This window comes from Streptomyces sp. NPDC055632 (assembly GCF_053618675.1).
In genome coordinates this window covers 161,711-173,795 of the sequence record NZ_JBSHHY010000007.1, presented here as the reverse complement: position 1 = coordinate 173,795, position 12,085 = coordinate 161,711, and the positions used below count along the sequence as shown (strand labels likewise).

Genomic DNA, 12,085 nt, shown 5'->3' with positions numbered 1-12,085 from the left:
GACGATGACCGTTCCGTCGCAGCCCACGTCACACGCGCGTTCGGAAACCTCCGAGCCGTTCCGGCCGTCCTACAGTCCGGAACATCCCACTCTTCCCCACTCGCGGAGGCCTTCCGTGCTGCCGATACGCACATCCCGTCCCACCCTCGCGGCCGTCGCCCTGGCGGTCTCCCTCACGGCCTGCTCGGCCCAGGCGGCGGACAAGTCCCCGGCGGAGCGGTCCCCGGCGCCACCGGCGAAGGTGACGGTCGTGGACAAGGCGGCGGGCAAGCCGGTGACGGTGACGGCCGCGGGCGGCAAGCTGGCGGGGGTCAGGGTCACCGACGCGAAGGGCGGCACTCTCCCCGGCCGCGTGGACGCGACCGGCACGCGCTGGGCGTCGGACCGCAAGGCGGCCCCGGGCACCTCGTACACGGTGGAGGTCACGGCCGGCGGCGCCGACGGCAAGGAGACGACGACCCGTTCGTCCTTCTCGACGCCGGACCCCGAGAAGGTCAACAAGCTGACGCTCGCCCCGGGCAAGAACACCACCGTGGGCATCGCCCACCCCCTCTCGATCGTCTTCGACCACCCGGTGACGAAGAAGGCGGACGTCGAGAGGCAGCTCAAGGTGACGACCTCGAACGGCACCGAGGGCTCCTGGGGCTGGGTGAAGGACTGGTCGGGCCGGGACAGGGCGGACTGGCGGCCGAAGGAGTACTGGAAGCCGGGCACGAAGGTCACCCTCGAAGCGGCTCTGAACGGCACGGACTCGGGCGGCGGCTGGTTCGTACGGGACTACGCCACGGGCTTCACGGTGGGCGACGCGCAGGTGGTGAAGGTGGACCTGGACAGCCACCGGCTCACGGTCCTGAAGAACGGCAGCGCCGTCCGCACGATCCCGGTCTCCGGCGGCACTCCAGGCGGCGACAAGCGCTCCTGGCGGGGCACGGCCGTCCTGATGGCGAAGGAGGGCACCATCAACATGAACTCGGAGACCGTCGGCCTGGGCGACGCCTACGACAAGATGGTCGACTACTCGATGCGCCTGACCTGGTCGGGCATGTACGCCCACGCGGCCCCGTGGAACGCCCGCTACTTCGGCAACGCCAACCACAGCTCGGGCTGCATCGGCATGAGCGACGCGAACGCGGCCGCCCTCTACTCCCTGGTGAAGCCGGGCGACCCGTTCGAGATCAAGGGCGCCGACACGAAGGGCACGGTGGCCGAGGGCAACGGCTACGGCGCGTGGAACGTGAGCTGGGCGGAGTGGAAGGCGAAGAGCGCGCTGAGCTGAGCGCGGGCCCAGGCCTCAACTCGCCCACTCTCACGGGTGGTTTAAGTGATTCGCGCCTCCGGCCCGCGATCTCCTGACTACGCTCGGCGACAAGAACGCCGCGCGTCGCAGGCCGGAGGCGCTGACCATGGTCAACATTCAGGAACTCGATCCCAGCGCTTCCCCGCTGGACTACTACGGCTGGGAACTCCGCCGTCGGCGTGAGGCGCACCGGCTCACGCAACAGCAGCTCGGGGACGCCATCTTCTGCACGGGCTCCCTCGTCGGCCAGATCGAAACGGCGAGAAAGCTCCCCACCCGCGAGTTCTCGGAGCGGGTGGACGCGGCACTCGATACCGACGGAGCGTTCTGCCGACTGGTCGGCCTGGTGCTGCGCAGCCGACTGCCGGCGTGGTTCCAGCCGTACGCGGACCTGGAGGCGCGCGCCACGTACATCTCCGCCTTCCAGGCACAGGTCGTGTACGGCCTGTTGCAGACGCCGGAGTACGCGCGGGCACTGCTGGCCGTCGACTACCCGGACAAGACCGAGGAGATGTCGGCCGGTGAACACACGGCACTCATGGGGTCGTTCAATCTCCTCAGGTTCGAGGACGACCCCGACATCTTCTACGCCGAGAGCTATGACCAGGGGCACATGACCGCCAATCCCTCGGTGATCAAGGACCGTTCAGTCGGCTACGCTCGGCTGCAAGCCACGGCCCTCTCTGTCGAGGACTCGGCAGTACTGATCGCTCGCGTGATGGAGGAACGCTATGGAGACCCGTCCTGACCTGACCGGAGCACGGTGGCGGAAGTCGTCGTACAGCGGAACCAACGGCGGTGATTGCGTCGAGGTCGCCGACGGCTTCCCCGGCGTCGTCCCGGTCCGCGACAGCAAGAACCCGGCGGGCCCGGCCCTGGTCATGGGCGCCGAGGCGTGGCAGGCGTTCGTGGAGGGGCTCCGCTAGGAGCCCCTCTCAGTAACGGCCCCGAACAGACCCTCCCCGTCACGTCATACCGCTTTCGAGCCGGTCAGCGGTCTTGCCGGGGTGTCTGGGAGCGAAAGCTGTGGCCGAGTTCGGTGCCCAGTCCGTAGTAGTGGCGGAAGTTGTAGATCAGCGGGCTCCACGCGGCCGGATCGATGTGCTGGGATCCGGGGACGACGACATGCGGATGGGCGTGGACCTTGAGCACGTGGGCTTCGACGATGAGGAACGCCCCGGAGGCGTCGGGTTGGACCCGGGCGGCGCGTGCCTCCAACTGGATGGGGCATTCGGCGGCCCTGGGCGGCCGGACCAGCTCGGAGGGTTCAGGTCGCAGGTCGGCAGCGGCGAACTTGTCCGGCTCGAAGCGGAAGGTGCCGCGCTTGCTCACGGGTATCGGGGTGCGTCCGGTCAGCGGTGCCAGCCGCTCCACCGCCGGCCACTGGGCCGGCGCCGGGAGGTTGACCACGAGATCGGGGCGGCTGAGGAGATTGTGCGCGGTCTGTCCCTCGGGGCCCAGACCGAGGACGAGAACATGGCCGAGCGCCCAGGCCGAGGACATCGGCGCCAGGTTGAAGGAGCCGTTCTCATTCTCCGTCGAGATCAGTACGACTGGCGTTCCGAAGTACAAAACGCTCGGCTCGATGGTCACATGGGCGGCCGATGTGTCGGGCACGGTGCTGGGTGTCGCGGTGTTCATGGGAGTCGACCATAGGGTGAAGACTCTTCGGTGATCACCGAAGGATCGCTGGTGGATGAGGGACGGCGACGAGAAACGCATGACGCGCACCCGGAGGGCCCGGACCTGCCCGCTCTGGCCGGACTTCTGGCGGGCGGCCCCCGCGCAAGCCTCCGCCCGGCCCGGCGCATCGGCCGACCCGTGAGGCGGTCGGGAGCACACGCCTAACCCGGGCGCCGCATCTCCCACACCAGGACCTCCGCTTCACCCGTCGCGAGCAGAGCGAGGCCCTTCTCGTCGGTGGCGCGGGCCGCGTCGCCCGGGGTGAGTTCCTCAGTGCCGACGCGCACCGTGCCGCGCGTCACGTGGACGTAGACGGAGCCGGCGTCCGGGAGCGGTGCCCGTTCGTCCTTCTTCAGGCGGTGGACGCGCAGGGTCGCGCCCGCGCCCGGGAGTTCGTACGGGGTGGCGTCGCCGATCCCGCGCACCACCTCGTACGCCGGCTCCCCGCCGAACGACGGCGGGGCGAGCCACATCTGTACGAAGACCAGGGGGGTGTCGGCGTCGTTGCGTTCCACGTGCCGGACGCCCGCCGCCGCGCTGAGGTGCTGGAGGTCGCCCGCGCGGACGAGCGTCGCGCGGCCCGTCGAGTCGCGGTGGGTGAGTTCGCCCTCGACGACCCAGGTGACGATCTCGGTGTGGCTGTGCGGGTGCTCGTCGAATCCGGCCCCCGGTGCGAGCCGCTCCTCGTTGCAGGCGATCAGCGAGCCGAAGCGGAGGTTGTCGGGGTCGTAGTGCGGGCCGAAGGAGAAGGCGTGCCGGGTGAGGATGCCCGCAGCCGGGTCGCCGCCGGGGTAGCGCTCGCCCGCGCGCTGGATGCGTATCACGGGCCCCACCGTAGCCACCCGGCCGCCCCCCGCCGGAGGCGAACCCGCCCCGACCCCGCACGTCGGCGTCCGGATAAGGCAGTCTTGTCCCCGTGCCTGAACCCGTGAACGCCTCCCATCCGCACGCCGCGACCCTGAAGCGCCTGGAGCAGTCCTCCGGGCGGCTCGCCGCCGGTGCCATCGCCCGCATGGACGAGACGCTGCCGTGGTACCGCGCGATGCCGCCCGAGAACCGGTCGTGGATCGGGCTCGTCGCCCAGGCCGGCATCGCCGCGTTCACCGAGTGGTTCCGGCACCCGGAGACCCCGCAGGCGATCTCGACGGACGTCTTCGGCACCGCGCCGCGCGAGCTGACCCGGGCGATCACCCTGCGCCAGACCGTGGAGATGGTCCGGACCACCATCGAGGTGATGGAGTCGGCGATCGAGGAGGTCGCCGCGCCGGGCGACGAGTCGGTCCTCCGCGAGGCCCTCCTCGTCTACGCCCGGGAGATCGCCTTCGCGACGGCCCAGGTGTACGCGCAGGCGGCCGAGGCCCGGGGCGCGTGGGACGCGCGCCTGGAGTCACTCGTGGTGAACGCCGTGCTGTCCGGCGAGGCGGACGAGGGCGCGGTGTCGCGGGCCGCCGCGCTCGGCTGGAACTCCCCGGACCACGTGTGCGTGCTGCTCGGCACGGCCCCGGACGGGGACAGCGAGCTGACGGTGGAGGCGATCCGCCGGGCGGCCCGGCACGCCAAGCTCCAGGTGCTCACCGGGGTCCTCGGGAACCGGCTCGTCGTGATCGCGGGCGGCGACGACAACCCCCTCGCGGTGGCGAAGGCCCTGATCGGACCGTACGCGCCGGGCCCGGTGGTGGCCGGCCCGGTGGTCCCCGACCTGCTCGCGGCGACGCGTTCCGCGCAGGCCGCCGCGGCCGGACTGAAGGCCTGCTCGGCCTGGCAGGACGCTCCGCGCCCGGTCCTCGCGGACGACCTGCTGCCGGAGCGCGCCATCGCCTCCGACCCTTCGGCGCGCGAGCAGTTGGTGGAGGAGATCTACAGACCGCTGGAGGAAGCCGGGTCGGCGCTTCTGGAAACTCTCAGTGTCTACCTGGAGCAGGCGAGCAGCCTGGAAGGCGCGGCACGGATGCTCTTCGTCCACCCGAATACCGTGCGCTACCGGCTCCGACGTGTGACCGACGTCACCGGCTGGTCACCCTCCGACGTCCGCTCCGCCTTCACCCTGCGGATCGCGCTCATCCTGGGACGCTTGGCCGACGGCGATACGCAGTCCTAGACTTTTGTCGAACACCAACAATTCCCCCGACGGTTCTTCGTCCTTGTCCCCACGGGCGCTCGGAGCCGTCCCCAAGAGAGAGTGTGAGGGTGCTCGTACTCGTCGCTCCCGGCCAAGGCGCTCAGACGCCCGGCTTCCTGACCCCCTGGCTCGAACTCCCCGGCGCCGCCGACCGCGTGGCGGCCTGGTCCGACGCCATCGGGCTCGACCTCGCCCACTACGGCACGAAGGCGGACGCGGACGAGATCCGCGACACCGCCGTGGCACAGCCCCTGCTCGTCGCCGCCGGCCTGCTCTCCGCGGCCGCGCTCGGCGATGACCTCGCGCCCGGCGTCGTCGCCGGTCACAGCGTCGGCGAGTTCACCGCGGCCGCGTTCGCGGGCGTGCTCGACGACACGGCGGCGCTGCGGCTCGTGCGGACCCGCGGACTCGCGATGGCGGAGGCCGCCGCGATCACGGCGACCGGCATGTCGGCGCTGCTCGGCGGCGACCCCGAGGTCACCGTCCCGCACCTGGAGAAGCTCGGCCTGACGGCCGCCAACGTGAACGGCGCGGGCCAGATCGTGGCCGCCGGCACCCTGGAGGAACTGGCCGCCCTGGAGGCGGACAAGCCCGAGGGCGTCCGCCGGGTCGTGGCGCTCAAGGTCGCCGGCGCCTTCCACACGCGCCACATGGCCCCGGCCGTGGCGAAGCTGGAGGAGGCCGCGGCGCTGCTGTCGCCGGCCGCCCCGACCACCCGCTACGTCTCCAACAAGGACGGGAAGGTCGTCTCGGACGGCGCCGAGATCGTGGCCCGCCTGGTCGGCCAGGTCGCCAACCCGGTCCGCTGGGACCTGTGCATGGAGACCTTCCACGACCTGGGCGCGACAGCGCTGATCGAGGTGTGCCCCGGCGGCACCCTGACCGGCATCGCCAAGCGGGCCCTGCCGGGCGTGTCCACGGTCGCCCTGAAGACTCCCGACGACCTGGACGCGGCCCGTACGCTCATCGCCGAGCACGCGGCCGTCTGACGAGGAGTGTCGAGAAGCATGTCGAAGATCAAGCCCAGCAAGGGCGCCCCGTACGCGCGGATCCTCGGCGTGGGCGGTTACCGTCCCACGCGGGTCGTGCCGAACGAGGTGATCCTCGAGACGATCGACTCGTCCGACGAGTGGATCCGCTCGCGCTCCGGCATCGCCACCCGCCACTGGGCCTCTCCGGAGGAGACCGTCGCCGCGATGTCGGTGGAGGCCTCCGGAAAGGCCATCGCGGACGCCGGGATCAGCCCGGAGCAGATCGGCGCCGTGGTCGTCTCCACGGTGTCGCACTTCCACCAGACCCCGGCGATCGCGACGGAGATCGCGGACCGGATCGGCGCGGGCAAGCCCGCCGCGTTCGACATCTCGGCCGGCTGCGCGGGCTTCGGCTACGGCCTGACCCTCGCCAAGGGCATGATCGTCGAGGGTTCGGCGGAGTACGTGCTCGTCATCGGCGTCGAGCGGCTGAGCGACCTGACGGATCTGGAGGACCGCGCGACGGCCTTCCTGTTCGGCGACGGCGCCGGTGCCGTGGTCGTCGGTCCGTCGGACGAGCCGCACATCGGCCCCACGGTCTGGGGTTCCGAGGGCGACAAGTCCGAGACGATCAAGCAGACCGTCCCGTGGGACGACTTCCGCGTCGGCGACGTCTCGCAGCTCCCGCTCAACGAGCGGGGCGAGATCAAGTTCCCCGCCATCACGCAGGAGGGCCAGGCGGTCTTCCGCTGGGCCGTCTTCGAGATGGCGAAGGTCGCCCAGCAGGCCCTGGACGCCGCCGGCATCACGGCGGACGAACTGGACGTCTTCATCCCGCACCAGGCGAACATGCGGATCATCGACTCGATGGTGAAGACCTTGAAGCTGCCGGAGCACGTCACGGTCGCCCGTGACGTGGAGACCACCGGCAACACCTCGGCCGCCTCGATCCCGCTCGCCATGGAGCGGCTCCTGGCGACCGGGAAGGCGAAGAGCGGCGACACCGCGCTCGTCATCGGCTTCGGGGCGGGTCTCGTCTACGCCGCGACGGTCGTTACCCTCCCCTAGGCACCCGGATCTCCCGGAAGTCCCTTACCGAAGCAACCACAGAAGGAGCGCCACCATGGCCTTCACCCAGGAGCAGATCGTCGAAGGTCTCGCCGAGATCGTCAACGAGATCGCGGGCATCCCGGCCGAGGACGTCCAGCTGGACAAGTCCTTCACCGACGACCTGGACGTCGACTCGCTGTCCATGGTCGAGGTCGTCGTCGCCGCCGAAGAGCGTTTCGACGTCAAGATCCCCGACGAGGACGTCAAGAACCTCAAGACCGTGGGCGACGCCGTCGACTACATCCTGAAGCACCAGGGCTGATCCGGCCCTCGCTGTTCCGGTCAGCCACCCGGCGGTGGCGCCGCATTTCGACCATCACCCTAGGGAGAAAGAATTCCTGTGAGCCCGACCAATCGCACCGTGGTCGTCACCGGTATCGGCGCAACCACACCGCTGGGTGGCGACTCCGCATCGACCTGGGAAGGTCTGATCGCGGGGCGTTCCGGCGTCCGTCCGCTCGAGGGCGAACGTTTCGCCGAACTGCCCGTGAAGATCGCCGCGACGGCCGCCGTCGACCCCGGTGAGGTCCTTCCCCGCCCGCTCGCCCGCAAGCTGGACCGCTCGGCGCAGTTCGCCGTGATCGCGGCCCGCGAGGCGTGGGCCGACGCGGGCTACACCGCCCCGGCCGGCGAGGACGAGAACATCGCGCCCGAGCGGCTCGGTTCCGTCATCGCCTCCGGCATCGGCGGTGTCACCACGCTGCTCGACCAGTACGACGTGCTGAAGGAGAAGGGCGTCCGCCGCGTCTCCCCGCACACCGTCCCCATGCTCATGCCCAACAGCCCCTCGGCGAACGTGGGTCTGGAGGTGAACGCCCGGGCGGGCGTCCACACCCCGGTCTCCGCGTGCGCGTCGGGCGCCGAGGCGATCGGCTACGCCGTCGAGATGATCCGCACCGGCCGTGCGGACGTGGTCGTCGCCGGTGGCACCGAGGCCGCGATCCACCCGCTGCCGATCGCCGCCTTCGCCAACATGATGGCGATGTCCAAGAGCAACGACGAGCCCGAGAAGGCCTCGCGCCCGTACGACACCGGCCGTGACGGCTTCGTGCTCGGCGAGGGCGCGGGCGTCGTGGTCCTGGAGTCCGAGGAGCACGCGAAGGCGCGCGGCGCGCGCGTCTACTGCGAGGTCCTGGGCCAGGGCCTGTCGGCCGACAGCCACCACATCGCGCAGCCCGAGCCGACCGGCCGGGGCATCGCGGCCGCGATGCGGAACCTGCTGGACTCGACGGACCTGAAGCCGTCCGAGGTCGTCCACCTGAACGCGCACGCCACGTCGACGCCGCAGGGCGACGCCGCCGAGATCAAGGCGCTGCGGAGCGTCCTGGGCGACGACCTGGACCACGTCGCGATCTCCGCGACGAAGTCGATGACGGGTCACCTCCTCGGCGGCGCGGGCGGCATCGAGACCGTCGCGACGGTCCTGGCGCTGCACCACCGCCTCGCCCCGCCGACGATCAACGTCGACGAGCTGGACCCGGAGATCGACGCGGACATCGTCCGCGGCAAGGCCCGTCCGCTCCCGGAGGGCACGGTCGCCGCGATCAACAACTCGTTCGGCTTCGGCGGCCACAACGTGGTCCTGGCGTTCCGCACGGTCTGATCGACCCGATCGGCACGGACGCACCGGAGGCCCGCTCCCCGACCAGGGGGCGGGCCTCCGTCGTGTTTCGTCCGGTGCCGGGGGCGGGCCTTCCCGCAGGCCTTCCCGCGGATGCGAGGGGGCGTCAGACGACCTGGTGGAGCCAGCGGACCGGGGCGCCCTCGCCGGCGTAGCGGAAGGGCTCCAGCTCGTCGTCCCAGGGCTTGCCGAGGAGCTCGGCGATCTCGGCCTCCAGCGGCGTCTCGCCCTGCGCGGAGCGCGCCAGGGCGGCCCGGAGGCGGTCCTCGGGGACCAGGATGTCGCCGTGCATGCCGGTGACGGCGTGGAAGATGCCCAGGTCGGGGGTGGCGCTGTAGCGCTCGCCCTCGGCGGTGGGGCAGGGCTCCGCCGTGACCTCGAAGCGGAGCATCTGCCAGCCGCGCAGGGCGGAGGCGATCCGGGAGGCGGTGCCGGTCTCGCCCTTCCAGGAGAGTTCCGCTCTCCAGGTGCCGGGGGACGCCGGCTGGCGGACCCAGTCGAGCTGGACCCTCGCACCGAGGACGCCCGCCACCGCCCATTCGACGTGCGGGCAGAGCGCGCGCGGTGCGGAGTGTACGTACAGGACTCCACGTGTCGTCACCGGGACCTCCAGTGTGGGACGAGGTTCGCCTTTTCCCAGCGGCCTCAGTAAACATCATCGGGAGGGGATCTTCACAAACCCTCAAAAAGGGGACAGGTTGTGACGTGATGTAATTTACCGGAGCCGGTCGGCGAGGGCGCCTCTGGTTCGACGGGGGAAAAGCTACCGTGCCGCACCGTCATCGGGGTGACGTACGGTCGGACCGATGACCGTGCACACGAAGCTTTCACCCGCGAGGACGCCGAAGGAGGGGCCGGGGATGCGCGGCCGACGCCGATTCCGCACCGCCGTCGCCGCCGCGACGGCGGCGCTGCTGTGCGCCGGGGCGCTGGCCGGATGCTCCTCCGGGACCTCCGAGCCGCCCGCCCCCGCCAGGAGCACGCCGGCCCCGAGCCCGACGCCCACCTCCTCCTGGAACGCCTCCCCCTCCTCCCTCGCCGCCGTCGGCGACTCCATCACCCGCGCCTTCGACGCCTGCTCGCTCCTGGCGGACTGCCCCGAGGCCTCCTGGGCGACCGGGACGGACGCGGCCGTCAACAGCCTGGCGCTGCGGCTCCTGGGCCCGGAGAAGGCGGCCGGCCGGAGCTGGAACCTGGCGCGGACGGGGGCGCGGATGGCGGAGCTCCCGGAGCAGATGACCGCCGCGGCGGCCCGGAAGCCGGAGCTGGTGACGGTGATGATGGGTGCGAACGACGCCTGCCGGCCGACCCCGGGCCTGATGACCCCGGTCGGGGAGTTCCGCGCCTCCTTCGCGGCGGCGCTCGCCCGGCTGCGGGCGGCGGCGCCGGAGGCGCAGGTGTACGTGGCGAGCGTGCCGGACCTGAAGCACCTGTGGTCGACGGGCCGGCTCGGCGGCGCGGCGAGCATCTGGGACCTGGGGATCTGCGGCTCGATGCTGGCGGACGCGGCGAACCTGGGGCCCGAGGCTGAGCGGCGGCGCACGACGGTGTCGGAGCGGGTGGAGGCGTACAACAAGGTGCTGGCGGAGGTCTGTGCGAAGGACGAGCGCTGCCGGTACGACGGCGGGGCGGTCCACGGATTCCGCTTCGACGGGGCCCAGTTGAGCCCCTGGGACTGGTTCCATCCGAGCCGGGACGGCCAGGCGCGGCTGGCGGAGCTGGCGTACCGGCGGATCACGGCGGGGTGAGGGGCCCCGGGGCGGGTGTCAGGTCCCGCCCCGGGGCCGTCCCGGGGCCCGCGCCGGAGGTCAGTCGATCTCCAGCACGGCCGTCAGGCGCACGTCGTCGAGGGAGTGTGCGGCCCTGACCTCGTATGCCCCGGGAACGAAGGTCCAGTCGTCCTTCTCCTCGTCCCAGACCTCGAAGGCCCGGCGGGACAGCGCGATCCCGGTCTCGACGGTCTCCCCGGGGCCCGCCTCGACGCTCGCGAAGCCGGCGAGGAGGCGGGCCGGGCGCTCGGGGACGCCGGAGGAGGGCGCGGGCGCCAGATAGATCTGGACGGTCTCGCGGCCCGGCCGGTCACCGGTGTTGGTGATCCGGACGGTAGCCCTGTCCGGGCCCGTGACCAGGGAGTCGTACGACCAGGTGGTGTAGCCGAGGCCGTGGCCGAAGGCGTACGCGGGGGTCCGCCCGCTCCGGTCCCAGGCGCGGTGGCCGATGAAGGGGCCCTCGGCGTAGTCGAGTCGCCCGTCGACGGGGACGACGTCGGTGACGGGGGCGTCGGCGAGGACGGCGGGCCAGGTGGTGGGGAGGCGTCCGCCGGGCTCCTCGGCGCCGGTGAGGACGTCGGCGAGGGCGGCGCCGCCCTCCTGGCCGGGGAACCAGGCGAGCAGGACCGCGGCCACGTCCTCGCGCCAGGGCATCTCGACCGGGGAACCGGCGTTGACCACGACCACGGTGTTCGGGTTGGCGGCGGCGACGGCCCGTACGAGGTCGTCCTGGCGGCCGGGGAGCCTGAGGTCCGCGCGGTCGAAGCCCTCGGACTCGACGCGTTCGGTGGTGGCGACGACCACGACGGCGGTGTCGGCGGCGCGGGCGGCCCCGACGGCTTCGGCGATCAGTTCGTCGGGGTCACGGCGCGGACCGAGGTGGACGAGGGAGAAGGCGACGGCCGGCAGCGGGGCCGCGAACTCCTCGTCGAGGGTGTGGAGCAGGGAGACCTCGACGGTCTCGCCGGCGGTGAGCGGGACCTCGGCGCGCTCGACCGGGGAGCCGAAGAAGGCCTCGAAGGGGTCGGTCTCGGAGCCCATGGCCTGGACGCCGTCGAAGACGGTCTCGCCGTCGACGGCGAGGACGAAGGCGCCGAGGCCCCGGGTGCCGAAGGAGTGCGCGCCGGTCTCGCGCGGGGTGAAGGTGCCGACGACCTCGACGGAGGCGAGGGCCTCGTGGGTGACGCCGTCGGGCAGGTCGCCGCCGATCCACTGGACCTGGCCGGTGGGCAGGGAGCCCTCGCCGAGCAGGTTCCCGGCGGCGTCGCGGCAGCGGGCGCGGAGGGTGAACCCCTTGCCGGCGGGGGCGGGTTCGTCGCTGGGGTCGGCGCCGACCGCGTACGTCAGGGCCCCTTCGGGCAGGACGGCGGCGAGGCCGTCGAGCGGGGAGACGACGTGGTCGGGGAAGACCTGGGCGGAGCCGCCGCCGAGGACGCGGGCGTCACGGGCGGCGGCGCCGGAGAGGGCGACGGTGGTGCCGGGGGCGAGGGGGAGGACGGGATCCCCGTCCCGTAC

At 71.9% G+C, this 12,085-nt stretch carries 13 protein-coding genes; 9 read left to right on the top strand and 4 right to left on the bottom strand.

Annotation, left to right across the window (positions count from 1 at the left end):
- The first annotated feature begins 115 nt into the window (after positions 1–115).
- The 3 genes from ACWGSR_RS12885 to ACWGSR_RS12875 all read left to right on the top strand — a co-directional run bounded on the left by ACWGSR_RS12885 (position 116) and on the right by ACWGSR_RS12875 (position 2,223).
- A complete protein-coding gene (locus ACWGSR_RS12885; protein ID WP_453566025.1) occupies positions 116–1,276 on the top strand; it encodes an Ig-like domain-containing protein in 1,161 nt (386 codons plus the stop codon).
- A gap of 127 nt (positions 1,277–1,403) precedes the next feature.
- Positions 1,404–2,045, top strand: a complete 642-nt coding sequence (locus ACWGSR_RS12880; RefSeq protein WP_376232706.1) for a Scr1 family TA system antitoxin-like transcriptional regulator — start codon at positions 1,404–1,406, stop codon at positions 2,043–2,045.
- Positions 2,029–2,223, top strand: a complete 195-nt coding sequence (locus tag ACWGSR_RS12875; RefSeq protein ID WP_453566023.1) for a DUF397 domain-containing protein — start codon at positions 2,029–2,031, stop codon at positions 2,221–2,223. The genes ACWGSR_RS12880 and ACWGSR_RS12875 overlap by 17 nt, the downstream gene beginning before the upstream one ends.
- A gap of 64 nt (positions 2,224–2,287) precedes the next feature.
- On the opposite strand, the gene ACWGSR_RS12870 is transcribed toward ACWGSR_RS12875, so the two are convergent.
- A complete protein-coding gene (locus ACWGSR_RS12870; protein ID WP_376232703.1) occupies positions 2,288–2,938 on the bottom strand; it encodes a flavin reductase family protein in 651 nt (216 codons plus the stop codon).
- A gap of 203 nt (positions 2,939–3,141) precedes the next feature.
- Complete coding sequence (locus ACWGSR_RS12865) at positions 3,142–3,801, bottom strand: pirin family protein (protein WP_453566189.1); 660 nt, start codon at positions 3,799–3,801, stop codon at positions 3,142–3,144.
- Between the two features lie 95 nt (positions 3,802–3,896).
- On the opposite strand from ACWGSR_RS12865, the gene fasR reads away from it, so the two are divergent.
- The 5 genes from fasR (at position 3,897) to fabF (ending at position 8,783) form a co-directional block, all read left to right on the top strand.
- Positions 3,897–5,078, top strand: coding sequence for a fatty acid biosynthesis transcriptional regulator FasR (gene fasR, locus ACWGSR_RS12860; RefSeq protein ID WP_376232699.1), 1,182 nt, complete (start codon positions 3,897–3,899; stop codon positions 5,076–5,078).
- Positions 5,079–5,167: 89 nt separating this feature from the next.
- Positions 5,168–6,088 (top strand): ACP S-malonyltransferase, encoded by a 921-nt coding sequence (locus ACWGSR_RS12855; protein ID WP_376232697.1) that lies wholly within the window; start codon positions 5,168–5,170, stop codon positions 6,086–6,088.
- Positions 6,089–6,106: 18 nt separating this feature from the next.
- Positions 6,107–7,138 carry a ketoacyl-ACP synthase III gene (locus tag ACWGSR_RS12850; RefSeq protein ID WP_376232695.1) on the top strand — a complete coding sequence of 344 codons (1,032 nt, stop codon included), beginning with the start codon at positions 6,107–6,109 and terminating at the stop codon, positions 7,136–7,138.
- Positions 7,139–7,193: 55 nt separating this feature from the next.
- Complete coding sequence (locus tag ACWGSR_RS12845; protein ID WP_366375737.1) at positions 7,194–7,442, top strand: acyl carrier protein; 249 nt, start codon at positions 7,194–7,196, stop codon at positions 7,440–7,442.
- A gap of 78 nt (positions 7,443–7,520) precedes the next feature.
- The gene (gene fabF / locus ACWGSR_RS12840; protein WP_453566017.1) at positions 7,521–8,783 is read left to right on the top strand and encodes a beta-ketoacyl-ACP synthase II; all 1,263 of its coding nucleotides are present in this window, start codon (positions 7,521–7,523) and stop codon (positions 8,781–8,783) included.
- Positions 8,784–8,907: 124 nt separating this feature from the next.
- Here the strand turns inward: fabF and ACWGSR_RS12835 are convergent, their stop codons facing one another.
- Positions 8,908–9,402 (bottom strand): DUF3145 domain-containing protein, encoded by a 495-nt coding sequence (locus ACWGSR_RS12835; RefSeq protein ID WP_376232691.1) that lies wholly within the window; start codon positions 9,400–9,402, stop codon positions 8,908–8,910.
- Between the two features lie 259 nt (positions 9,403–9,661).
- On the opposite strand from ACWGSR_RS12835, the gene ACWGSR_RS12830 reads away from it, so the two are divergent.
- On the top strand, positions 9,662–10,549 hold the full coding sequence (locus ACWGSR_RS12830; protein ID WP_453566014.1) for an SGNH/GDSL hydrolase family protein: 888 nt from the start codon (positions 9,662–9,664) through the stop codon (positions 10,547–10,549).
- A gap of 60 nt (positions 10,550–10,609) precedes the next feature.
- Here the strand turns inward: ACWGSR_RS12830 and ACWGSR_RS12825 are convergent.
- On the bottom strand, positions 10,610–12,085 hold a 1,476-nt coding region (locus ACWGSR_RS12825), incomplete at its 5' end, for a glycoside hydrolase family 3 C-terminal domain-containing protein (protein ID WP_453566011.1).